Source organism: Stenotrophomonas sp. VV52, assembly GCF_002893095.1.
GTDB classification, from domain to species: Bacteria; Pseudomonadota; Gammaproteobacteria; order Xanthomonadales; family Xanthomonadaceae; genus Stenotrophomonas; species Stenotrophomonas aracearum.
This window is the reverse complement of the sequence record NZ_PKQQ01000003.1, coordinates 443,847-467,313: the sequence shown is the minus strand read 5'-3', so window position 1 is coordinate 467,313 and position 23,467 is coordinate 443,847. Positions and strand designations below refer to the sequence as shown.

General features: G+C 66.4%; 23 protein-coding genes and 1 tRNA gene. 19 read left to right on the top strand and 5 right to left on the bottom strand.

Going from position 1 to position 23,467, the window contains the following annotated elements:
• Positions 1 to 10 precede the first annotated feature (10 nt).
• From C2U58_RS10790 to C2U58_RS10765, 6 genes are all read left to right on the top strand, one after another.
• Positions 11 to 967, top strand: coding sequence for a lytic transglycosylase domain-containing protein (locus C2U58_RS10790; RefSeq protein ID WP_102945836.1), 957 nt, complete (start codon positions 11 to 13; stop codon positions 965 to 967).
• A 143-nt stretch (positions 968 to 1,110) separates the two neighbouring features.
• Positions 1,111 to 1,731, top strand: a complete 621-nt coding sequence (gene petA / locus C2U58_RS10785; protein ID WP_102945835.1) for a ubiquinol-cytochrome c reductase iron-sulfur subunit — start codon at positions 1,111 to 1,113, stop codon at positions 1,729 to 1,731.
• A 2-nt stretch (positions 1,732 to 1,733) separates the two neighbouring features.
• Positions 1,734 to 2,993 carry a cytochrome bc complex cytochrome b subunit gene (locus C2U58_RS10780; protein ID WP_102945834.1) on the top strand — a complete coding sequence of 420 codons (1,260 nt, stop codon included), beginning with the start codon at positions 1,734 to 1,736 and terminating at the stop codon, positions 2,991 to 2,993.
• A 37-nt stretch (positions 2,994 to 3,030) separates the two neighbouring features.
• The gene (locus tag C2U58_RS10775; RefSeq protein WP_253256716.1) at positions 3,031 to 3,732 is read left to right on the top strand and encodes a cytochrome c1; all 702 of its coding nucleotides are present in this window, start codon (positions 3,031 to 3,033) and stop codon (positions 3,730 to 3,732) included.
• A 147-nt stretch (positions 3,733 to 3,879) separates the two neighbouring features.
• Positions 3,880 to 4,515 carry a glutathione S-transferase N-terminal domain-containing protein gene (locus C2U58_RS10770; protein ID WP_070206934.1) on the top strand — a complete coding sequence of 212 codons (636 nt, stop codon included), beginning with the start codon at positions 3,880 to 3,882 and terminating at the stop codon, positions 4,513 to 4,515.
• A 36-nt stretch (positions 4,516 to 4,551) separates the two neighbouring features.
• The gene (locus C2U58_RS10765) at positions 4,552 to 4,992 is read left to right on the top strand and encodes a ClpXP protease specificity-enhancing factor (protein ID WP_102945832.1); all 441 of its coding nucleotides are present in this window, start codon (positions 4,552 to 4,554) and stop codon (positions 4,990 to 4,992) included.
• Between the two features lie 37 nt (positions 4,993 to 5,029).
• On the opposite strand, the gene C2U58_RS10760 is transcribed toward C2U58_RS10765, so the two are convergent.
• From C2U58_RS10760 to C2U58_RS10745, 4 genes are all read right to left on the bottom strand, one after another.
• Complete coding sequence (locus C2U58_RS10760) at positions 5,030 to 5,386, bottom strand: DUF3301 domain-containing protein (protein WP_102945831.1); 357 nt, start codon at positions 5,384 to 5,386, stop codon at positions 5,030 to 5,032.
• Between the two features lie 61 nt (positions 5,387 to 5,447).
• Complete coding sequence (locus C2U58_RS10755; protein ID WP_102945830.1) at positions 5,448 to 6,578, bottom strand: DUF2272 domain-containing protein; 1,131 nt, start codon at positions 6,576 to 6,578, stop codon at positions 5,448 to 5,450.
• Between the two features lie 76 nt (positions 6,579 to 6,654).
• A complete protein-coding gene (gene nadC / locus C2U58_RS10750; RefSeq protein ID WP_102945829.1) occupies positions 6,655 to 7,512 on the bottom strand; it encodes a carboxylating nicotinate-nucleotide diphosphorylase in 858 nt (285 codons plus the stop codon).
• Positions 7,509 to 7,778 (bottom strand): hypothetical protein, encoded by a 270-nt coding sequence (locus C2U58_RS10745; protein ID WP_102945828.1) that lies wholly within the window; start codon positions 7,776 to 7,778, stop codon positions 7,509 to 7,511. Before C2U58_RS10745 ends, nadC begins: the two co-directional genes overlap by 4 nt.
• A 60-nt stretch (positions 7,779 to 7,838) precedes the next feature.
• Here C2U58_RS10745 and purE point away from each other — a divergent pair, with 60 nt between their 5' ends.
• Together purE and C2U58_RS10735 are read left to right on the top strand one after the other, a co-directional pair.
• Positions 7,839 to 8,342: a 5-(carboxyamino)imidazole ribonucleotide mutase gene (gene purE / locus C2U58_RS10740; protein ID WP_070206940.1), complete on the top strand. Its 504-nt coding sequence runs from the start codon at positions 7,839 to 7,841 to the stop codon at positions 8,340 to 8,342.
• Positions 8,339 to 9,487, top strand: coding sequence for a 5-(carboxyamino)imidazole ribonucleotide synthase (locus C2U58_RS10735; protein WP_102945827.1), 1,149 nt, complete (start codon positions 8,339 to 8,341; stop codon positions 9,485 to 9,487). The genes purE and C2U58_RS10735 overlap by 4 nt, the downstream gene beginning before the upstream one ends.
• On the opposite strand, the gene C2U58_RS10730 is transcribed toward C2U58_RS10735, so the two are convergent.
• Positions 9,488 to 10,069: a Fe-Mn family superoxide dismutase gene (locus tag C2U58_RS10730; protein ID WP_102945826.1), complete on the bottom strand. Its 582-nt coding sequence runs from the start codon at positions 10,067 to 10,069 to the stop codon at positions 9,488 to 9,490. It lies immediately after the preceding gene.
• Between the two features lie 93 nt (positions 10,070 to 10,162).
• Between C2U58_RS10730 and grxD the strand changes: the two genes are divergently transcribed.
• The 11 genes from grxD (at position 10,163) to C2U58_RS10675 (ending at position 23,436) form a co-directional block, all read left to right on the top strand.
• The gene (gene grxD / locus C2U58_RS10725) at positions 10,163 to 10,483 is read left to right on the top strand and encodes a Grx4 family monothiol glutaredoxin (protein WP_102945909.1); all 321 of its coding nucleotides are present in this window, start codon (positions 10,163 to 10,165) and stop codon (positions 10,481 to 10,483) included.
• Entirely contained in the window at positions 10,480 to 11,223 is a 744-nt protein-coding gene (locus C2U58_RS10720) for an SDR family NAD(P)-dependent oxidoreductase (RefSeq protein WP_102945825.1), read from the top strand. Before grxD ends, C2U58_RS10720 begins: the two co-directional genes overlap by 4 nt.
• 349 nt (positions 11,224 to 11,572) lie before the next feature.
• Positions 11,573 to 14,767, top strand: a complete 3,195-nt coding sequence (locus tag C2U58_RS10715) for a carboxypeptidase regulatory-like domain-containing protein (protein ID WP_102945824.1) — start codon at positions 11,573 to 11,575, stop codon at positions 14,765 to 14,767.
• Positions 14,768 to 14,878: 111 nt separating this feature from the next.
• Positions 14,879 to 16,267, top strand: coding sequence for a nucleotide 5'-monophosphate nucleosidase PpnN (gene ppnN / locus C2U58_RS10710; protein WP_102945908.1), 1,389 nt, complete (start codon positions 14,879 to 14,881; stop codon positions 16,265 to 16,267).
• A gap of 160 nt (positions 16,268 to 16,427) precedes the next feature.
• On the top strand, positions 16,428 to 16,943 hold the full coding sequence (locus C2U58_RS10705; RefSeq protein ID WP_102945823.1) for a Tfp pilus assembly protein FimT/FimU: 516 nt from the start codon (positions 16,428 to 16,430) through the stop codon (positions 16,941 to 16,943).
• Positions 16,940 to 17,416 carry a type IV pilus modification protein PilV gene (pilV, locus tag C2U58_RS10700; protein WP_102945822.1) on the top strand — a complete coding sequence of 159 codons (477 nt, stop codon included), beginning with the start codon at positions 16,940 to 16,942 and terminating at the stop codon, positions 17,414 to 17,416. Before C2U58_RS10705 ends, pilV begins: the two co-directional genes overlap by 4 nt.
• Before the next feature lie 11 nt (positions 17,417 to 17,427).
• Positions 17,428 to 18,570, top strand: a complete 1,143-nt coding sequence (locus tag C2U58_RS10695) for a PilW family protein (RefSeq protein WP_102945821.1) — start codon at positions 17,428 to 17,430, stop codon at positions 18,568 to 18,570.
• A 2-nt stretch (positions 18,571 to 18,572) separates the two neighbouring features.
• Entirely contained in the window at positions 18,573 to 19,097 is a 525-nt protein-coding gene (locus C2U58_RS10690; protein WP_102945820.1) for a PilX N-terminal domain-containing pilus assembly protein, read from the top strand.
• An 11-nt stretch (positions 19,098 to 19,108) separates the two neighbouring features.
• Positions 19,109 to 22,867, top strand: coding sequence for a PilC/PilY family type IV pilus protein (locus tag C2U58_RS10685; RefSeq protein ID WP_102945819.1), 3,759 nt, complete (start codon positions 19,109 to 19,111; stop codon positions 22,865 to 22,867).
• Positions 22,864 to 23,307 (top strand): type IV pilin protein, encoded by a 444-nt coding sequence (locus C2U58_RS10680; RefSeq protein ID WP_301182354.1) that lies wholly within the window; start codon positions 22,864 to 22,866, stop codon positions 23,305 to 23,307. The genes C2U58_RS10685 and C2U58_RS10680 overlap by 4 nt, the downstream gene beginning before the upstream one ends.
• A 52-nt stretch (positions 23,308 to 23,359) precedes the next feature.
• A tRNA-Asn gene (locus tag C2U58_RS10675) sits at positions 23,360 to 23,436 on the top strand.
• Positions 23,437 to 23,467: the final 31 nt, after the last annotated feature.

Genomic DNA, 23,467 nt, shown 5'->3' with positions numbered 1-23,467 from the left:
ACTCCGCGCCATGAAGGGGATTCTGGGGATCGCTGCGCTGGCCTTGGCTGCGCTGACCGCTATGCCGGCCAGTGCGGGCACCCTGTACAAGTGCGTCGGCGCCGACGGCATCTCCAACTATGTCAGCAAGCGCCTGCCCGGTGCCAGCTGCAGCGTGGTCAGCAGCTACCGCCCGGACCGCAGCGCCCCGCGCCGCTACGTTCCGCCACCGGCCGCAGCCCCCGCGCCCGCGCCTGCGCCAGCCGCCACGGTGGCGGTCGCAGCTGTCGACGGCGCCAAGACGGCCAGCGCCATCACTCCTGCTTCGGCCCCGGCCCAGCCCGCCACCGTGCTCACCGCCGCCTCGGCCCCGACCGCCGCACCGTCCGCTGGCAAGGCGCCGCGCGTGGTCAACGGGCAGGTCTACTCCTACATGCAGGACGGGGTGCGCCACTACACCAGCCAGCGGCCGGCGCAGCTGGCCAGCCTCGGCCAGGTCCGCACCATCCGCTACAGCTACATCGAGCGCTGCTATGCCTGCGGCGCCAACCCGGGCGTCAACTTCGGCTCGGTCCGCCTCAACACCACCGCCTTCCAGTCCGAGATCTCCGCCGCGGCGCGCGAGTTCGGGGTGGAAGAAGCGATCGTGCGCGCCATCATCCACGCCGAATCGGCCTACAACCCGACCGCGCTCAGCCGCGCCGGCGCGCAGGGCCTGATGCAGCTGATGCCGCCCACCGCGCGTCGCTTCGGCGTCACCGACTCCTACGACGCCGCGCAGAACATCCGCGGCGGCGTGCAGTACCTGTCGTGGCTGCTCAAGCGCTTCAACGGCAACCTGACCCTGGCCGCCGCCGGTTACAACGCCGGCGAAGGCGCGGTCGACCGCCATGGTGGCGTGCCGCCGTACAGCGAAACCCAGTACTACGTGAAGCGCGTGGCCCAGTTGGCCGAGCGCTATCGCGGTGCCACCAGCACGGCGCAATGATGTCCGGATCCCGTCGATCATCGGACTGAATGCGTTGTGCGCAGGACTTTGCTTCCGCTATAGTCGTTCCTGATTCATTGTGGACTGGCCCCCACCGGTCTGCTGGCAGCCTCAAGCTACCTAAATCAATATCGGAGTGCCGGATGGCCAACGATGGGGTAAACGATCCAGTAAACACTGGACGTCGACGATTTCTTTCAGCAACCACTGCAGTGGTGGGAGCGGTCGGCGTCGGTTTTGCAGCAGTTCCGTTCATCAAGTCCTGGAATCCCAGTGCCCGCGCCAAGCTGGCCGGTGCGCCCGTGACTGCCGACATCAGCGCGCTGCAGGAAGGCCAGCGACTGGTCATGGAGTGGCGAGGCCAGCCGATCTGGATCGTCAAACGCTCCAAGGCCATTCTCGAGTCGTTGCCCGGGCTGGACGGTCGACTGCGCGATCCGCAGTCCGAGAACAAGGACCAGCAGCCGGCCTACGTGCTCAAGCAGAACCCCGAATTCCGTTCGATCAAGGCCGAGGTCTCGGTCCTGGTCGGGCTGTGCACGCACCTGGGCTGCTCGCCGGAAATGATCGCCGAGATCCGCCCCGAGCCGTTCGACCCCGAGTGGAAGGGCGGCTACTTCTGCCCCTGCCACAAGTCGCGCTTCGACATGTCCGGCCGCGTCTTCCAGGGCGTCCCGGCGCCGATCAACCTGCTGGTGCCGCCGCACCATTACCAGGACGACAGCACCATCATCATCGGCGTTGATCCGCAGGGGGCAGCGTAAGCATGGCCAACATCCTTTCCCGTACCGCCACCGGCGTCGCCGACTGGGTCAACGCGCGCGCGCCCGGGCTGATGCCGGTGTACCGCAAGCATGTCAGCGAGTACTACGCGCCGAAGAACTTCAACCTCTGGTACTACTTCGGCTCGCTCGCCCTGCTGATCCTGGTCAACCAGATCGTCACCGGCATCTTCCTCACCATGCATTACAAGACCAGCGCGGCGGAAGCGTTCGCGTCGGTCGAGTACATCATGCGCGACGTGGAGTGGGGCTGGCTGATCCGCTACATGCATTCCACCGGGGCCTCGCTGTTCTTCATCGTGGTCTACCTGCACATGTTCCGCGGCCTCATGTACGGCAGCTACCAGAAGCCGCGCGAGCTGGTCTGGATCCTGGGCATGCTGATCTACCTGGTGCTGATGGCCGAAGCCTTCATGGGCTACGTGCTGCCGTGGGGGCAGATGTCGTTCTGGGGCGCGAAGGTGATCATCTCGCTGTTCGGTGCGATCCCGGTGATCGGCAACGGACTCACCGAATGGATCATGGGCGACTACCTGCCCAGCGACGCCACCCTCAACCGCTTCTTCGCACTGCACGTGATCGCACTGCCGCTGGTGCTGCTGCTGCTGGTCGTGCTGCACCTGGGTGCGCTGCACGAAGTGGGCTCCAACAACCCGGACGGCGTGGAGATCAAGAAGGGCCCGAAGGGCAACCGCTGGTCGCCGACCGCGCCCACCGACGGCATCCCGTTCCATCCGTATTACACCCTCAAGGACGGCGTGGGCGCCGGGTTCCTGCTGGTGCTGGCGGCCTTCATCATCTTCTTCGCGCCGGGCTTTGGCGGGCTGTTCCTGGAACACGACAACTTCACCGAGGCCAACCGCCTGGTCACCCCCGAGCACATCAAACCGGTCTGGTACTACACGCCGTACTACGCGATGTTGCGCGTGGTGCCCAACAAGCTGGGTGGCGTGATCGTGATGTTCTCGGCCATCGCCATCCTGTTCCTGGTGCCATGGCTGGACCGCGCGCGGGTCAAGTCGTACCGCTACCGCGGGGTGCTGTCCAAGGCACTGCTGGGGGTGTTCGCGGTGTGCTTCATCTGGCTGGGCGTAATCGGCTCCGGCCCCGGCACCGACGCGCATGAAACCTATGTCGGGCGCGTGCTGACCTTCCTCTACTTCGCCTTCTTCATCACCATGCCGATATGGACCAAGCTGGACAGGACCAAGCCGGTACCGGACCGGGTGACCACGCATGACTGACCACTGGATTGTCCGGCTGGCCTGCGCGGCCGCCCTGATGCTGGCGAGTACCGTGGCCGGTGCCGCCGAAGGCGGCAAGACCCTGCAGGCCGGCAACGACCTGGGCGACCGCGCGTCGCTGCAGCGCGGCGCGCAGCTCTACATGAACTACTGCTCGGGCTGCCACGCGCTCAAGTACCTGCGTTACTCGCGCATGGCCGCGGACCTGGGGCTGAGCGAAGAAGAGGTCATGAACAACCTCAACTTCACCGGCGTGCCGATCGGCGAACCGGTGCCGGTGACCATGCCGCATGCCCAGGCCGAGAAGTGGTTCGGCAAGATGCCGCCGGATCTCAGCCTGATCTCGCGGGTGCGTGGCAGCGACTGGGTCTACACCTACCTCAAGTCGTTCTACCTGGACCCGACCCGGCCGCTGGGCTGGAACAATGCCTTGTTCCCCAATGCCTCCATGCCCAACCCGCTGTGGGAAATGCAGGGCCTGCAGCATGCGGTGAAAGGCAAGCCGGAAGCACCGGGCGCCGATGCGCCGGTGACCGGACTGACCCTGGCCCAGCCCGGCAGCCTCGACCCGGGGCAGTACGACCAGGCGGTGCGGGACATCACCAATTTCCTGGAGTACGCCGGCGAGCCGGCCGCGCTGAAGCGGCAGCAGCTGGGCGTGTGGGTGGTGCTGTTCCTGGCGTTGCTGACCTTCCTGATCTACCTGTTGAAGAAGGAGTACTGGAAGGACGTGCACTGAGGTTTGCGATTGGCGGCGTCTATCTACATCGATCGGCCTATTGGCTTTTGTGATGGGCAGTTGCACACTCGGGACCTGTGACGACTGTCGGCAATGGGCCGGCGGCGCCGATGCAGTCGACGGATATCGGCTGCTGGAGAGCCTTTGATGGCGGCGAGCGTACGCATGCGGAATACCCTGACGCTGTTTTCCTCGAACGACGACGTGCTGTGCCATCGCGTGCGCCTGGTGCTGGCTGCCAAGGGCGTTACCTATGATTTCGTCCCGGTCGACCCGCAGAACCCGCCCGAGGACCTGATCGACCTCAACCCGTACCACTCGGTGCCGACCCTGGTCGAGCGCGAGCTGGTGCTGTACGCGGCCTCGGTGGTCAGCGAATACCTCGACGAACGCTACCCGCACCCGCCGCTGATGCCGGTCGACCCGCTGTCGCGTGCGCGCATCCGCCTGGCGATGCTGCGCATCGAACACGACTGGGTGCCGCAGGTGCAGGCGATCCAGCTCGGCAACAAAACCCAGGCCGAAGCCGGTCGCAAGCGCCTGAAGGAACTGCTGACCAGCGCGGTGCCGCTGTTCAAGGCCAGCAAGTTCTTCCTCAACCCGGAAATGAGCCTGGCCGATTGCGCCATGGCGCCGATCATCTGGCGCCTGCAGTCGCTGGACGTGCCGCTGCCCAAGGACGGCAAGTCGATCGAGGACTATGGCAACCGCATCTTCCGCCATCCCGGCTTCATCCGCAGCCTCACCGACCAGGAAAAGAAGCTGCGCGAGCTGCCGGCCTGAGAACCGTTTCGCTGCGCGGACGCGTACACTTGCGGCATGACTGAAGACACTTTCCGCATGACCAGCCACCGCCCGTACCTGTTGCGGGCCCTGGTGGAATGGATCAACGACAACGACCTGACCCCCCACATCCTGGTCGACGCCGGCATGCCCGGCGTGCAGGTGCCGCCGAGCGCGGTGAAGGATGGTCGGGTGGTGCTCAACATCGCCGAACGCGCGGTGGTGCGCCTGCATATCGACAACGACAGCGTGAGCTTCTCGGCGCGCTTTTCCGGCACCAGCTACCCGGTGCAGGTGCCGATCTCGGCCGTGCTGGCGGTCTACGCCCGCGAGACCGGCCAGGGCATGGCGCTGCCGGACGACATTCCCGGCCACGAGCCGAGCCCGGACGATACGCTGCCGCCGGACGACAGCCCGACCCCGGACGACACCCCGCCCAAGCCCAGCGGTCGCCCGCACCTGCGGGTGGTGAAGTAAAAGCATCGCCGCCCGTTGGGCGGCGATCTCTTTTTCCCTATGCGTCTTCGGCGCCGCTGGTATCCACGCTGCGGCGGATCTCGCTGATGCGCGCCGCCGACGGCCCCACGAACGCCACCAGCTGGTCGCCACGCAGCACCATGCGGCCGGTGTGGCGGTCGATGCCGTCGTGCGAGTACTCGAACCGGTAGGTGCGCTCCCAGCCCAGCCAGCCGTTCTCCTTGCGGCACACGCGGATGCTGCTGGCATGCACGGCCTGGTCCAGCCACTGCACGTCGGCGGCGCGGCAGGCGTTGCGGCCCAGTTCGATCGCGCGCTCGGCGGCGGCGCGCGACGAGTTCCAGAACGCGTAGGCGAAGGCACCGCCAATCATCAACAGGATCAAGCTGGGCATCGGCGGCTCGGCACGGCATCGGGGTCAGGAACCTCCAAGATGGCGACGAACCGGTCGCGGATCAACCCGGCTGCGGTTCGTCCACCTTGTTGGGCGGCTGCTGCGGCTGCTGCGGAGCCGATTGCGGCGACTGCGGCGGCACGGGTCGCGGCGGAACCACGCGCGGGAAGGTCAGCTTCTGCGGCGGCGGGGTCGCCGGTACGCCTGGCTGGGCGGTTGCAGGCGGTGGGGGAGTGGTCGGCGCATACGCGGGCACGGGCGCCGTCGCGGGCGTCGGCGCTGGCGGGTAGCTGGGCGTGTATCCCATCGGCGAGGTCGCCACCAGCTTCAGCAGGGCTGCCCAGTCCTGGCGGTTGAAGTTGCACTCGTCTTCGCGGCCCGGCGTGCAGCCGATGCCGTACGGATCGTAGGAGCGGGCCGGCGGCAGCTGGATGCGGCCGTTGCGGTCCAGCGGCAGTTTACGCATCGCCACCGTGTTCATGACGTTGCCGCCGATCAGGTACAGCGTGTGGTCGCCGCCCATGTTGGCCGCGATCACCACCTCGCAATGCGATTTCCAGTTCGCCACCTTGCCCCCGCTGAGCTGCTGTACCAGTCCGGCGTAGCTCAGCGTCTCGTCGCGGTCGCGCAGGTAGCACAGCAGGTCGCCGGGGGCGGGTTTTTCCTGCGCCGGGTCGCTCATGCGGTACGGGCCGCTGTTCTGGTACGCCGCGCGGATGTAGTCGATGTGGCGCGGCGAGCGGGTAAAGCCCGGCACGCCGGCCCGGCTCATTACCCAGGAAATGAACGCCGCCGACCACGGGTTGTCGATCAGGAAGGCCCGGCAGTCGCTGTCGCTGTAGCGCGTGCCGAACGGCTGCATGCAGCTGGTCGCGCCGGGCTGGCTGCCCATGGGGCCCAGGGTGCCGCTGTCGCGCCAGTACGCAACCACGCGCTGCCAAGCCGGCATGCTGTCGTCGGAAAGGTACAGCCGCTCGGCCTCGCTGACGCCGAGGTTGGCGGCGCGTCCTTCGGCGTCGATGAAGGGCCGGTACCACAGGCGGTGCTCGTTGCAGGCGGTGCGCACGATGCTGACGGCCAGCGGGCTCAGTCCATAGCGCGGTGGGATGTCGCAGACTTCGGCGGCGGCAGCGGTGCCCGGCAGCAGCAGCGCTGCGGGCGAGAGGCAGGCAAGCAGGAGCAGGGGGCGCATACGCGCTCTCCAGGTGGGGGCACGCACAGCGTCGCAAACACGCCTTGCCCGCACCGTGAAAATCCGGAATCCGACGCTACCGCGGCGGATCGCCCAGCTTCAACGACAGATCGATCGCCTGCACATGCTTGGTCAAGCCCCCGATCGAGATGCAGTCCACTCCGTCTTCGGCAATCGCCCGCAGCCCAGCGAGATCCACGCTGCCGGACACCTCCAGCGGAATCCGCCCGGCGGCAATGCGCACCGCCTCGCGCCGCATGGCGGCGTCGAAGTCGTCGATCAGGATCCGGTCGCACCCCACGGCCAGCGCCTCACGCAGCTGGTCCAGGTCTTCCACCTCCACCACCAGCGGCAGCTGCGGCCACTGCGCGCGTGCAGCCTGCACCGCTGCGGTCAGCGACCCGGCGGCGCGGATGTGGTTTTCCTTGAGCATCACCGTATCGAACAGGCCCTGGCGGTGGTTGTCGCCACCACCGCAGCGTACCGCGTACTTCTGCGCCACGCGCAGCCCCGGCAGGGTCTTGCGCGTGTCCAGGATGCGCGTGCCGGTACCGGCCACGGCAGCCACGTAGCGGGCCGTGGTAGTCGCGGTACCGGACAGCGTCTGCAGGAAATTCAGCGAGGTGCGCTCGGCACTGACCAGGCTGCGGTTGCGCCCGTGCAGGATCGCCAACACCGTGCCGGCGGCGACCGTATCGCCTTCAGCGACCCGCCACTCGATCCGCACGTCCGGATCCAGCGCCTGGTGGGTGGCGTCGAACCACGGCCGGCCGGCGATCACCGCGTCCTGCTTGCACAGCAGGTAGGCGCTGTCCGGGCGGTCCGGGAGCAGGGCGGCGGTGACATCGCCGCTGCCGATGTCCTCGGCCAGGGCGCGGGCCACGTCGGCCTGGACCTGCGCCGGGGCCGGAGGCGTCAGCGGGGCCGGGCTCATTTTTCCGGGAAGTTGGCGATCTGCGCGGTGTCGATGGCCTCTTCGGCCAGCAGCACCGGAATGCCGTCGTCCACGCGGAAGACCTGCTTGCGGTCGCGGGTCAGCAGTGCCTCGCGCAGCTTCTCGCCCTGCGGGTCGCCGCTGGCCTTGGCCACGGCACCGGCCGCGATGGCCTGGTTCAGCGCCTCAAGGCCCGTGGCGTCAAGGAGGGACAGGGGCTGGCGGGTGTTCGGCGAGCACAGCCGATCGATGACTTTGCGATCCATGGGGTTCTTCGTAATGCGTGGAAGGCGGCTAGAATACGTCTTTAAGGCAGGTGACGGCCAATGACCCCCAACCAATCCGCGCCGCTCGTCGGCATCGTCATGGGTTCCCGCTCCGACTGGGAGACCATGCAGCATGCGGCGCAGAAGCTCGACGCGCTCGGTGTTCCCTACGAAGTCAAGGTGGTGTCCGCGCACCGGACCCCGGACGTGCTGTTCACCTACGCCGAACAGGCCGGCCCGCGTGGCCTGCGCGCGATCATCGCCGGTGCCGGCGGCGCCGCGCACCTGCCGGGCATGATCGCGGCCAAGACCGCCGTGCCGGTGCTCGGCGTGCCGGTGCAGTCCAAGGCCCTGAACGGCATGGACTCGCTGCTGTCGATCGTGCAGATGCCGGCCGGCATCCCGGTCGCCACCTTCGCCATCGGCAATGCCGGGGCCTCCAATGCCGCGCTGTTCGCCGCGGCAATGCTGGCGCCGGAACAGGCCGCCATCGGCCAGGCGCTGGACGCCTTCCGCGCCCGCCAGACCGAAGACGTCATGGCCCACGACGACCCACGCCAATGACCGTGAAGACCGTTGGCATCCTGGGCGGCGGCCAGCTCGCCCGCATGATGGTCCTGGCCGGCGCCCCGATGGGCCTGCGCTTTGAACTGTTCGACCCGGCCGCCGACGCGTGCGGTGGCCAGGTGGCGCCGCTGCAGGTCGCCGCCTTCGAGGACGAGGCCGCGCTGGCCGCGTTCGCCGAACGCGTGGACGTGGTCACCTTCGATTTCGAGAACGTGCCCGCGCGCAGCGCGCAGTTCCTGGCCGAGCGCGTGCCGGTGTATCCCAATCCGGACGCCCTGGCCGTCGCCCAGGATCGCCTGAGCGAGAAAACCCTGTTCGCCGGACTGGGTATTCCGCTGCCGCCGTTCGCCGACATCCGCAGCCGCGATGAGCTGGCCGCCAGGGTCGGCGAGTTCGGCCTGCCGTGCATCCTCAAGACCCGCCGCTTCGGCTACGACGGCAAGGGCCAGTTCCGCCTGCGCAGCGCCGCCGACATCGACGCGGCCTGGGCCGAACTCGGTGGGCAGGTGGAGCGTACCGGCCTGATCCTGGAAGGTTTCGTCGCGTTCGAGCGCGAGGTCAGCGTGGTCGCCGTGCGCGGGCGGGACGGTGAGTTCCGCGCCTGGCCGGTGACCGGCAACTGGCATGTCAATGGCGTGCTCTCGGCCAGCGTGGCACCGGCAAGCCTGTCACCCGCGCAGTACGAGGCCGCCATCGGGTACGCCCACACCCTGGCCGAGAAGCTGGACTACGTGGGCGTGTTCGCCCTCGAACTGTTCTGCCGGGGCGAGGAACTGCTGGCCAACGAAATGGCGCCGCGCGTGCACAACTCCGGGCACTGGACCATCGAAGGCAGCGAAACCTCGCAGTTCGAAAACCACCTGCGCGCCGTACTCGGCCTGCCGCTGGGCGACACCCGCATGCTCGGCCATGCCTGCATGCTCAACTGGATCGGCGAGATGCCCGAAGCGGCGGCGGTGCTGGCCCAGCCGGGCGGCCACTGGCACGACTACGGCAAGCAGCCGCGCGACGGGCGCAAGGTCGGCCACGCCACCCTGCGCGGCGATGACGCGGCGCAGCTGGCGGCGGAGATCGAAGTGGTGGGCACCCGACTGCAGCGAACCGAACAGGTCGCTCCGGCGCTCGCAACGCTGCGCGGGTAATTACTCGCGCAGCTGCGAGGCCACGAAGTTCCAGTTGACCAGCTTCCAGAACGCCTCGAGGTAGCGCGCGCGGTCGTTCTGGTAGTCGGTGTAATAGGCGTGCTCCCACATGGAGCACGCCAGCAGCGGCGTGCTCTGCCCGGTCAGCGGCGTGCCGGCATTGCGCGTGGCCTGGATCGCCAGCGCGCCGGATGGGTGCTGCACCAGCCACACCCAGCCCGCACCGAACAGGCCCAGCGCGACCCGCTCGAACTCCTCACGCAGGCGCTTGGCATCGCCGAAATGGCGGCTCACCAGCTCGCCCAGCCGCCCCTGCGGATCGCCGCCCGCGCGCGGTGACAGGCACTGCCAGTAGAAGGCGTGGTTCCAGGCTTGGGCCGCCGCGTCGAACAGGCTGCCCTGGCTCTGCCGCACGATCTCCTCCAGCGACAGCTCGGCCAGCTCGGTGCCTTCGATGCGTGCGTTGACAGCCTCCAGGTAGGCCCGATGGTGCTGTCCGTGATGCAGGTCCAGGAGGGTGGCCGACAGGTGCGGCTGCAGGGCGGTACGGTCGTAGGGCAGGCGGGGCAGGTCGAAGGGCATGGGTCGCAGCAGGGCCAGTAGGATTACAATGATCGTTACAGGGAGTCTATCCGACCGCCGAGGTGGGGTGCCCCGTTGCGCAGGGAGAGTGTGGTGGCGGTGATGCAGCAGATCCAGGCCGAAGTGGAGAAGTACCCCCTCGTGTTGTTCATGAAGGGCACGCCACAGTATCCCATGTGTGGTTTCTCCAGCCGGGCCGTGCAGGCCCTGATGGCTGCCGGCGCGGTCGCGCTGCGCACCGTCAATGTGCTCGAGGAACCCGAGATCCGCGCCAACCTGCCGCGCTTCTCCAACCTGCCCACGTTCCCGCAGTTGTTCATCAACGGCGAGCTGATCGGCGGCTGCGACATCGTGCTGGAACTGTTCGAATCCGGCGAGCTCAAGCGCATCGTCGAAGAGGCCTCGCAGCCATGAGCGCGGTCCCGTCCGTCGGGGTCGGGACCGGGGCGCTGGCGGGCCGCGTCATTCTCATTGCCGGCGCCGGCGGCGGCTTCGGCAGCGCCGCCGCCGTGGCCTGTGCCGAAGCCGGGGCCACCGTGGTCCTGCTCGGGCGCAAACCGCGTCGGCTCGACCGCGTCTATGCGGCGGTCGAAGCCGCAGGGCCCGAACCACTGCTGTACCCGATGGACCTGGAAGGGGCCACCCCGGACGACTACGCCACCCTGGCCGAACGCCTGCAGTCCGAACTGGGCCGGCTCGACGGCGTGCTGTACTGCGCGGCCGACTTTCCGGGCCTGACCCCGTTCGAGCACGCCGACCCGGCGGCGTTCGCACGCGCGGTACACGTCAACCTGACCGCCCCGGCCTGGCTGGCCCAGGCCTGCCTGCCGCTGCTGCGCCAGCGCGACGATGCCGCGCTGGTGTTCACCGTGGACGATCCCGAGCGGGTAGGGCGTGCCTTCTGGGGCGGGTACGGTGCGGCCCAGCACGGCCTGCGTGGGCTGATCGCCGCGCTGCACGACGAACTGGCGCGCAGCCCGGTGCGGGTCAGTGGCCTGCAGCCCGGCCCGATGCGCACCGCGCTGCGGGCCCGCGCGTTCTCGCTGGACGAGGACGGCGTCGCCCGCGAACCGGCCGTTCACGCCGCCGCCGCCGTCGAACTGCTGTCCGCCGCTGGCGTGGCGCATCGGGGCCAGGTACTGGCCTTGTCGTAACCGGCCGGACACACCGGCTTGGCACCCTGATCGGGTGTACCCGCGAACCCGGGTTCGCTACCGCACCTGAACGGCGGAAAGTGTCGCATTTGGTCCAATTCAGCCAAATGTGAAGAAGGCGTCACGATCGCGTTGTGATGGCGTGTGTTTTGTCGCCAAACCGTCATACAGCGGGCTTATCGTGTTAATCTAGTGTTAACCGTTGCGGCTGAAACCAGCCTGCGGCAAGGGAACCCAGATAAAAGTCCATGCAGCTGCCTGAACGGCTGCTGCCTGGGCGCGCTTTTTTTTCCGTCATCGCCAACTCGCATCGAGGCTACTCCCAATGATCGACCCACGCTGTCTCCGGATGTCCAAGCTCACCCTTGGCCTCATGGCTGTACTTGCTGCCGCCCCCGCCTTCGCCCAGAGCACCTCTGCCGGTGTCGGCGGCCAGGTCATGTCCGCCGCTGGCCAGCCTGTCGCTGGCGCCGAAGTCACCATCACGCACGTCGAGTCGGGCACGGTCAGCCGCGCCACCACCGATGCTGCGGGTCGTTACAACGCGCGCGGCCTGCGCGTGGGTGGTCCGTACACCATCACCATCACCAAGTCCGGTGAAGGCACCAAGACCGAAGACGGCGTCTATCTGGGCGTGAACCAGACCGGTACCGTCAACGCCGCCCTGACCGGCGACGTCGCTGCCACCAACCTGGAAGCGGTGCAGGTCGTCGCCGTGGCCGGCGGTTCGGAAGTCTTCAGCTCCACCAAAATGGGCTCGGGCACCAACATCAGCCAGCAGCAGATCGAGACGGCCCCGTCGATCGGCGGCAACATCCAGGACCTGATGCGCCTTGACCCGCGCGTGACCTTCATCGACCGCGCCTCGGGCTCGATCTCGGCCGGTGGCCAGAACCCGCGCTTCAACTCGATCAACATCGACGGCGTGTCCGCCAGCGACACCTTCGGCCTGGAAGGCAACAACATGCCGACCCGCCGCCAGCCGGTCGCCATGGAAGCCATCGAAGCGCTGGACATCAACCTGTCCAACTACGACGTCAGCATCGCTGCCGCCGCCGGTGCCACCGTCAATGCGGTGACCAAGTCCGGTACCAACGAATTCCACGGCTCGGTCTACGGCACCTACCGTGACGGCGACTGGTTCGGCGACAACCCGGAAGGCCAGAAGTTCAACGGCTTCACCAAGGAAGAAACCTACGGCATGACCGTGGGCGGCCCGATCGTGAAGGACAAGCTGTTCTTCTTCGCCAACTACGAGAAGTTCAAGCAGGCCGCCCCGGGCGCCGACCTGAGCGGCACCGCGCTGGGCAAGGCCAACCCGCAGTTCACCCTGGCCGACGTGACCCGCGCGCAGCAGATTGCTGAAGGCTACGGCATTGCCGCCGGTGGCCTGGAAAGCAACGGCGACACCGAGATGGAAGAGTACGCGCTGAAGCTGGACTGGAACATCAGCGACGACCACCGCGCCAACATCCGTTACAGCAAGATCGACCAGAGCAAGCTGCGCATCAACGGCATGACCACCAGCTCGGCCTCGCTGAGCTCGTACTGGTACCAGCACGACAAGGTCAACGAGAGCTACGTCGCACAGCTGTTCAGCGACTGGAGCCCGAACTTCTCGACAGAGCTGAAGGCCTCGTACCGCGAGTACTCGGCGATCCGCAACGTGTCGACCGACGCGCCGAGTATCCGCATCTTCTTCGGCGGCAGCGAAGCTTCGCCGAGCGGCGACTCGCTGTACCTGGGTACCGAAGTCAACTCCCAGAACAACATCCTGGAAACCAAGGCGTGGAACTACTACGCCGCGGGTACCTGGACCCTGGGTGACCACGACGTCAAGTTCGGTGCGTCGTACGACACCAACGACATCTACAACTACTTCGGCGCCACCTCGTGGGGTGCCTACACCTTCTACGGCCTGGACAACTTCGCTGCCGGCCGCTGGAGCAGCTACAACTACAACCCGGAGCGCAGCCCGGGCTCGATTCCGGCGGACTACAAGTTCAGCAACCTGGCCCTGTTCGTGCAGGACACCTGGTACGTCAACAACAACCTGACCCTGACCCTGGGCGTGCGTGCCGACCGTGCCGACACCAGCCCGGCGCCGGCCTACAATGCCCCGGCCTCGGCATTCTTCGGTCTGGACAACAGCGAAGTGCTGAGCAACAAGTTCCTGATCCAGCCGCGCGCGGGCTTCAACTACACCTTCGACACCGATCGCCAGACCCAGCTGCGCGGCGGCGTGGGCCTGTTCCAGGGTGATGCCCCGCAGGTGTGGCTGAGCAACAGCTACTCGGCGACCGGCTTCAACAATTCGGTCTACTCCTACACCAGCGGCTACAACCCGGCGCTGCCGTTCAGCCCGAACAAGGACACCCAGCCGGTCCCGACCACCCCGGGTTCGAACCGCCAGAACGTGAACTTCGTCGGCAGCGACTTCAACATGCCGTCGGTGTACAAGGCCAACCTGGCCTTCGACCACGAACTGCCGTGGTACGGCGTGGTGGCCTCGGCCGAGCTGCTGGTCACCAAGGTCAAGGACGCGCTGTACTACAAGAACCTGAACCTGGGTCCGGTGCAGTACCAGGGTCCGGACGGCCGTGACATGTACTACTCCATCGGCAGCACCGGTACGGCCTGGGGCACCGGCAATGCCCGTGCGGGTCGCAACCAGGCCTACGACTCGGTCTACGAGATCGCGAATACCGACAAGGGTCGCACCTCGCAGTTCACCGTCTCCCTGGCCAAGCCGTGGGCGCCGGACAGCGACTGGTCCTGGAACATCGGTTACACCTACACCGATGCCACCGAAGTCGGCACGCTGACCAGCTCCACCGCCAGCTCGGGCTGGGGCTACCAGTACGCCTTCAACGCCAACGACGAAATCGAAAACACCTCGCGCTACCAGATCCGCGACCGCCTGTCGGGTGCGCTGAACTGGAAGCACAAGTTCTTCGGTGATTACGAAACCCGCGTCGGCCTGGTCTACGAAGGCCGCAGCGGCCGTCCGTACAGCTACGTCTACGTGAACGATGCCAACGGCGACAGCCGCACCGCGAACGACCTGTTCTACGTGCCGGCCGGCCCGGGTGACGTGCTGTTCGGCAACCTGACGTCGGCAGGCGTGTTCACTGCCGATGCCGCGATGGAAGCGTCGTTCAACGAGTGGCTGAAGAACAACCCGCAGCTGGCCAAGTACGCGGGCAGCTACGCCCCGGCCAACCAGTTCCGCACCGGTTGGATCAACACCTTCGACCTGCGCGTCAGCCAGGAACTGCCGGGCTTCATGAAGGGTCACAAGTCGGAGATCTGGATCGACGTCCAGAACATCGGCAACATGATCAACAAGGACTGGGGCAACATCTACGACTACGGCTTCTTCGCCGATGCGCGTGTGGCCACCCTGCAGGGCATCAAGGACGGCAAGTACGTGTACAACTTCCGCGGCGCGGACGAGCCGGCAGTGGCCAACAACGACGCAGACGGCTTCGACGTCGGTGTGTCGCAGTGGTCGGTCCAGCTGGGCTTCCGCTACCAGTTCTGATGAACTGAGCGGGTAAAGCAGTAAATGAACGGCCGGGGAAACCCGGCCGTTTTGCTTTTAAAGGGGGCAGCAGTAAAGTTGGCAACCTTAGAGGAAGCGAAAAGAATGGAAATGACCATCATTGAAAAGCCGGCGCGCGCGCTACCGGTGCAGGACGCGCGGATCTACCCGCGCGGTGGACTGGACGTGCTTTCCCGTGCCGAAGTGGCGCGCCTGCGCGACGCCTCCGGCGGCGGCATGCACGAGCTGCTGCGGCGCTGTGCCCTGGCAGTGCTGACCAGCGGCAGTGCCTCCGACGATCCGCGCGCGGCGCGCGATCTGTACCCCGACTTCGACATCCAGGTCGCCCAGCAGGACCGCGGCGTCCGCATCGATCTGGTCAACGCGCCGGCCATGGCCTTCGTGGACGGCGAGATCATCCGCGGCGTGGCCGAGCTGCTGTTCGCGGTGGTGCGCGACCTGGCCTACATGGCCATCGAGATGGGCCCGGCCTATGCGGCCGAGCTGGAATCGTCCGAGGGCATCACCAACGCGGTGTTCGGGCTGCTGCGCAACGCGCGCATCCTCAATCCGGGCGACCCGAACCTGGTGGTCTGCTGGGGCGGCCACTCGATCGGCCGCGACGAGTACCTGTACACCAAGCAGGTCGGCTACGAGCTGGGCCTGCGCGGGCTGGACATCTGCACCGGCTGCGGCCCGGGTGCGATGAAGGGCCCGATGAAGGGCGCCACCATCGCCCATGCCAAGCAGCGCAAGCACACCACGCGCTATATCGGCCTGACCGAGCCGGGCATCATCGCCGCCGAGTCGCCGAACCCGATCGTGAACCACCTGGTGATCATGCCGGACATCGAGAAGCGTCTCGAAGCGTTCGTGCGCATCGGCCACGGCATCATCGTGTTCGCCGGTGGCGTCGGCACCGCCGAAGAGATCCTGTACCTGCTCGGCATCCTGCTGCGCGAGGAAAACAAGGACCTGCCGTTCCCGCTGATCCTGACCGGCCCGACCGTCGCCGCGCCGTACTTCGAGCAGATCGACCGCTTCATCCGCCTGACCCTGGGCGATGCCGCCGCCGAGCGCTACCAGATCATCATCGGCGACCCGGTGGCGGTGGCGCGGCAGATGTCGGCGGGGATCAAGCGCGTGCGCGAGCACCGCCTGGCGCAGAAGGATTCGTTCTTCTTCAACTGGTCCATCGAGATTCCGTGGGAGTACCAGCAGCCGTTCGTGCCGACCCATGAAGCCATGGCCGCGCTCGACCTGCACCACGGGCGCCCGCCGCATGCGCTGGCGGCCGACCTGCGCCGCGCGTTCTCCGGCATCGTCGCCGGCAACGTGAAGGAAGACGGCATGCGCCGCATCGAGCAGTTCGGCCCGTTCGAGATCCACGGCGACGCCGACATGATGCAGGCCCTGGACGAACTGCTGCGCGCCTTCGTCGAGCAGCGCCGGATGAAGATCTCCGGCGAATACCAGCCCTGCTACCGGGTGCTGGCCTGAGCTGAAAGGGCAGGGCGGACGGGGAGTCCGCCCGGCCCGCTCACCGTACGGGTGTCAACGGTTTGACGCCCGTCGCCCTTGGGCGACCGTTCGTCCCTCCGGCGCTTGCCGCTGGGCGGCGGGGCGTTCATTGTCCTGTCATCACGCTGGGGAGCGTCCCATGTCTTTACGCCGGTCCAAAGGCTTCACACTCATCGAACTGATCGTCACCGTGTCCGTGGTGGCCATCCTCGCTGCGATCGCCTTTCCGAACTTCCAGAGCCTGATCCGTTCGAACCGACTCGCCACCACCCATAACCAGGTGATCGGCCTGGTGAACCTCGCCCGCAGCGACGCGATCCGCAACAACCAGGGCGGCGCGGTCTGCGGCAGCAGCACCGGCACCAGTTGTGACGGCAAATGGGACCAGGGCATGCTCGCTTTCAGCGATAGCAATGGAGACGGCGCCTTCAGCAACGCCGAAACCGTGCTGCGCTACACCGCAGTCAACAGTGCGCTGATCGTCGCGGGTCCTACCAACGCCCTGATCGCCTTCGACGGCCGGGGGCGTCGCCGCAACGGCACCGATCAGGAAGTGACCCTGCGTCCGCAGAAATGCGACAACCAGCCGCTGCAGAGCACGATGACCATCAACGCCTCCGGCCAGGTCACGACCGTGAAGGGAGTCTGCAAATGATCCGTAACCCCTATCGTCCGCGGGGCCGCCAGCGCGGCTTCAGCCTGCTTGAAGTGCTGGTCGCCGTGGTGGTGCTGGCGTTCGGCCTGCTCGGCTTCGCGCTGCTGCAGACCATGAACGTCCGCTATGTCCAGAGTGCCAACTACCGCACCCAGGCCACCAACCTCGCCTACGACCTGACCGAACAGATGCGCAGCAACCGGCATGCGTCGGAGTGGTACAGCAATGCCACCTTCGCGGCGGGGACCAAGACCGCCGCCGGGGTGTGCGCGCGTCCGATCAACGACGTCACGGTGGAGCAGAACATCGCCCGCTGGCAATGCCAGGTAGTCAAGGCCCTGGGCAACAACGCCTCGGCGAATGTGACCGTGTCCGCAGGCGTGGCGACGGTCCGGGTCAGCTGGGCCGATGAGCGTTGGAGCAGGACCGCGCCGGATGCAGCGACCACCTTCGAAATCGTGACCCAGCTATGAGAGGTCCGCTCATGATCCGCAGCCGCCAGGCCGGCCTGTCCCTTATCGAACTGATGGTCTCCCTGGTCATCGGCCTGATCCTGATGCTGGGCGTCACCCAGGTCTTCCTTGCCTCCAGCCAGGCATCGCGGCTTTCCGAAGGCGTGGCCCGCGCGCAGGAGAACGGCCGTTTCGCGCTGGATTTCCTCGAGCGCGACATCCGCATGGCCGGGCACATGGGATGCGTGAATGACCAGGCGCACTTCATCAAGGAAACGGGCCTGCCCCGCAACAACTTTGTGGCTGCAACCGGCGCTGGCAGTCCGCTGGACTTCAGCGTAGCCATCCAGGGTTATGAAGCGCCCGGTACCGCGCCAACCGATACGCTCAACGTGGGCGGCGGCAGCCTGCCGACGGGCCTGCCCGCGTCGATCAGCAACCTCAACCCGAAGCCGGTGGCCGGCAGCGACGTCCTGGTGCTGCGTTTCCTGGCGCCGGAAGGCGTCCCGGTGACCGCCATCAATGCCCAGGAGCTGACGCTCGCTGCGGACAACGATCGCTGGAAGCGCCTCACGGAAAACGGAATCGCGACGCCGACCATGTTCGGCATCGCCAACTGCGAATACGTGGATGTGTTCGCAGGGACGCTGGCCGCCAACAAGCTCACCGCCGGTACCGTGGACCTCACGCGCTATGCACCGCAGCCCGAGCCGACCGTGGTGTACCGCGCGGAGTCGATGGTCTACTACATCGGCGACGGTACCAACGGCCCCGGCCTGCGCCGTGCGCGCGCCAATTCGGCCGGCCTGTATACGATCAACGAAGAGCTGGTCGAAGGCATCGAGAACCTGCAGCTGATGTACGGGCTGGATAACACGCTCGACATTACCGGCGCGACCCCCCCGGTCGGCAACATCACCTCGCAGAAGGTGGCCTCCGGGGTATCGGTCGACACCAATGCCGCCGGTGCTGGCGAATGGCGGCGGGTGGGCCTGGTCCAGGTAGGCCTCGTTGCGCGCAGCTCCGACCGGACCGGCAACGCCAAGCCGACGGACGCCGCCGCCCGGCTCGGCGTGCTGGGCATGACCTACAACCAGGATGCCGTCACCGATGGGCGTTATCGCACCGCCTATGAAGTGAGCATCGCCCTGCGCAATCGCCTGTTCGGGAACTGACCATGAACCGCTCGCCGCATCCCCGTGCCTTCCCGCCCGTCCGCCACCAGCGGGGCGCCGTGCTGTACGTCGCGCTGATCATGCTGCTGCTGCTCGCGCTGATCGGCATCGCCGGCATCCAGGTCGCCGGCATGCAGGAAAAGATGGCCTCCAACTACCGCGCCGCCAGCCGTTCCTTCCAGAACACCGAAGGCGCCGTGCGCAACGCGGAGGACGCCGTGGAAGCGATCACCGACCGGGAGACGCCGGCCAACGGCAGCCTGGTCGACGTCACCAGCATCACCCAGAACTGCGAAGACGGGTTCGATCCGGTCCAGTGGGGCAGGGATCTGGCCAAGAACAATGAGGCTGCGCCCAAGGTACGGGTACGCCAGATCGACCAGTGCGGTGGCCCGGGCAGCAATTCGCAGGACCAGGGGCTGCCGATCGACCAGGCGACGGCCACCTTCCAGATTACCGCGTATGCGGCCGACGACCCGGCAAATCCGACGTCGCGCTCCGTCATCGACACCATTTTCAAGCTCTGAGGACCGTGGCCATGGCTACGCGCAGATTCAAGTGGACGGCCGCCGGCTCGGCGGTGGCAGTGATCGGCCTGGCATTCGTGGGCTACAACCTGATTGCCGCGCAGGGGCAGGGCATCCTGGCCCAGAAGCCGCTGAACATTCCGGCCGACACCACGCCGGCCTTCATCATGGCGGTGGATGACTCCGGCTCGATGACCTTCCAGACCCAGTTCCCCGGCCAGGACGGCGAGGGCTGCTGGAGTACCAGTCGGCTGAGCTTCTTTGACGCCAATGGCGTGGTGAACACATCGGGCAACTGCGATTACTTCTATCTGATGCCGGGGCCCCGCATCAGCGGCAGCTACTACGGCCTGCCGCCGTTCGACTCGCTTGGTTTCGCGCGCTCGTCCCAGTACAACCCTACGTATTTCAATCCGACGGTGAGGTATGAACCGTGGAAGGATGACAAGGACGTGTCCTTCGCCCCCTCCATCCCGTCGAAGGCGCGGATCGATCCCAAGCCGACTGCGGCCACCACTACCGTCAACCTGACCAGCAATTATTACGGTACCGAAACCTTCCGTATCCAGCGTGGCATGACGTACCAGGCGGGTGCGTACATCAACGGAACCTCGTACCGCAACGCTGGCACCTGGAACAACAACATTTCAGACACGCGGGTCGAGTACTGGCCGGCGACCTTCTTCGTCAAAGTGATAAACGGCACCAGTGACCCGTACCCGCAGCTGCCAGGCGAGGCCAACGCCTATGCCGGCGCGACCCGTGTGCAGGTGAGCGATGCGTGCGGCACCGGGTGTGCGATGTGGAAGTACACGCTCCCGGCCAGCGACAGCGACGCTGGTTCAAAGAACTTCGCCAACTGGTTTACGTACTATGGCAACCGCAACCGCGCGATGATCGCCGGCATGACGCGTTCGCTGTCGAACGTCGCCAACCTGCGCGTCGGCTACTTCCGGATCAACCAGAACGGCAGCTACGACACGGCCGCCAAGCGCCTGCCGATGCGCAAGATGAGCGTGGACACCGATCGCAAGGCGCTGTTCGACGAGATGCTTGCGCTGCCGGCCAGCGGCGGTACGCCCAACCGCCAGGCGGTGTATTCGGCCACCCAGCAGTTCACCCGCACCGATGATGCAGCGCCGGTGCTGGAGGTCTGCCAGAAGAATGCGGTGATGCTGTTTACCGACGGCTTCAGCAATGGCGGCACCAAGACCGTGGGCAACAACGACCAGACCATGGGGGCGCCGTTTTCGGACAGCTACTTCGACACCATGGCCGACATCGTCAGCAAGTACTACAACAACATCAACGGCCTGCCGCCGCTGCGTCCCGACCTGACCGCGGGCCAGGTGCCGGTGCCGGCGGCGTGCAAGAGCGGAAATCCCGACAAGCAGCTGGATTGCCAGACCAATCTCCACCTGAACTTCTACGGCGTTACCCTGGGTGCGCGTGGCAATCTGTTCAATCCGGACAACCCGCAGAACGCCTACACCACCCCCGCGATCTACAACAACTGGCCGCAGTGGGAGAATGACGCGCGCAGTACGGTCGATGACATCTGGCACGCTGCGGTCAATACCCGCGGCGAGTACATCAATGCCCGCACGCCGGCGGAAATCACCGACGCCATGCGCCGCGTGCTGTCGGCGGTGACGGCCGGCTCCTCGCCGTCGGGCGGTACCGGCTTCAGCGGTGCGCGCATCGGCGCGGGTTCGCTGACGGTCGCGCCGTACTACGAGTACACCAACGAGGGCACCGACTGGTTCGGCAAGTTGACGGCCACCAAGCTGTCGGTGGATCCGACCACGCGTTCGATCGTGCAGACGCCGTTCTGGGAAGCCAGTGAGAAGCTGCAGAGCGCGGCGTCCCGCAAGATCTTCTTCACCAAGAATGGCGCGACCCAGGAGTTCACTTCCGGCAACGTGAGCCTGGGCGACATCTGCAACAAGCCCACGCAGTATCCCGACATGTCGATCTGCAACACCACCCAGGAGTTGATCGATCGCAAGATCGACATCGCCATGGCCGTGAGCTACCTGCGGGGCGACACAACCCGCGAAGTGCGCAATGGCGGCATCCTGCGCGACCGCACCACCCGGATCGGCGACATCGTCACGTCCACGCCGTTCATCAGCTCGCCCAAGGACGACTACGGGTATCGCCGCCTGGCGGACACGACGATGAGCAAGGCTTACGCGGAGTACCTGAAGAAGAAGGCAGACACCGCCAACTACATGATCTACGTGGGCGCCAACGACGGCATGCTGCACGCGTTCAACGGCGGCATGGATGCCAAGGGCGACACGGTTGCCGGTGGCGGTACCGAAGCGTTTGCCTATATTCCCAACACCGCGCTCGGCAACATGGCCAATCTGCTGTTCCGCGCGGAGCCGGAAAAGAAGACCTCGCAGAAGTTCCAGCACCGCTACTTCGTGGACGGCCAGATTGCCGTCGGTGACACCTACTATGGCAATGCCTGGCGGACCACCCTGGTTGGCGCCTCCGGTGCCGGTGGTCGCGGCGTGTTCGGCCTGGACGTGACCCCGGGCACCACGTTCGCAGCGACGTCGAAGAAGTGGGAGATCAGCGACCTCGATACCAACCTGCCGGTCGATGTGCGGAACAACATCGGTTTCGTGTTGTCCAAGCCCGTGATCGTGCCGGTCAAGGTAGGGACCGATATCAAGTGGAAGGCCATCTTCGGCAACGGCTTCAACAGCGCCAATGGCAAGGCGGTGCTGTTCGTGGTGGATGTCGCCGACGGCAGCGCAACCATGATCGACGCGGTCGAGACCGGCACGGGCGTCCCGTCCGGCACCAACGGCCTGGGCAGCATCGTGGTGATCGACCGTTGGGGCGGCACTGACCAGAAGGTGCGCTCACGCGACGGCATTTCCGACACCGTGTACGGCACCGACCAGAAGGGCGCGGTGTGGAAGTTCGACCTGCGCGACATGGCGAAGCCCGACCGGCCGCTGTTCACCAGCCTGCCGTCCACCGACAAGGGCCTGACCGTGCGCCAGCCGATCACCGGCGGCATCACCACCGGCACCGGCCCCAATGGCGGCCTGATGCTCTACTTCGGTACCGGCAGCTTCTCGTTCAATGAAGACGTGCGCGACAACTCGAAGCAGACTATCTACGGCGTGAACGATACCGACGCTGGCCCGACCAGCAGCACCGTGACCCGCGCCAATCTGATGGGGCGGACCGTCAATACCTCCGGCGACTCGCGGACGCTCACCGCCATTGCGGGCGCCCCCGCAAACGCGCGCGGGTGGTACATCGACCTGCCGGTCAGTACGCTCAAGGACGGGCTCAGCGAACGCGTTGTCAGCAACCCGACGCTGGCCAACGGTATCGTCAGCCTCTCCACCTACGCGCCGCAACCGTCAACGTCGGGTGGCTGTGCCGCGACGGGCATCAACTGGTTCTTTGCGCTGACCCCGTTGACCGGTGAGGGCGCGCTGGGCCGTGCCACCTTGAACTCGCCGGGCGGTACGGGCTTCGCAGTGGGGACCGCCGGACTCAAGAACCGGAGTACCGGCAGCGCGCCCGTGCTCAACAACACCCCGTTCGCGCTTCCGCGCGTGCCGGTGGCGTCGCTGAGTGGTGGCGGTGGCGGTGGTGGTGGTGGTGGTGGTGGCGGCGCTGGACCGGCTCCCTCACCTCCGGGCGGCCCCGGCTGCTACATGGGCTACCCCAACGGTCCTGACATTGTCTACGTCCCCTATCCGTGCGGTCGCCAATCGTGGAGGCAGATCCAGTGAGCAAGACTTCCTTCCCGCCAGGACGCCGCCCGTACAAGGTCGGCGGCTTCACCCTGATCGAACTGATGGTCACCGTCGCCGTGGTCGCGATCCTGGCGTCCATTGCGTACCCGTCCTATACCAGCCAGGTGCGCAAGTCCAAGCGCGCCGCGGCCAAGGCCGAACTGGTCGAGTACGCGCAGCGTGCCGAGCGCCATCACACGCTCAACAACAGCTACTCCAGCTTCACCTTCGCCGAGAGCGGCGCCACCACGATCGCCTCGCCGCGCGATGGCAGCAAGGCGATCTACCAGGTGACCTTCAACGCGCCCACCGCCAATACCTTCACGATCACTGCCGTTCCACAGGGTGACCAGGCGAAGGATCCATGCGCCACGATGTCGGTGAACCAGGCGGGAGTGAAGACCCCCGCCAACACCAGCGCGCAGGAATGCTGGTAGGCGCATGTGGACCTTGCAACAGCCTCGATGAACGTCTAGAATTCGCGTCCCCGCCCGAATAGCTCAGCCGGTTAGAGCACTTGACTGTTAATCAGGGGGTCGTTGGTTCGAGTCCAACTTCGGGCGCCAGTATCTGCAGAAGCCGCGAGCAATCGCGGCT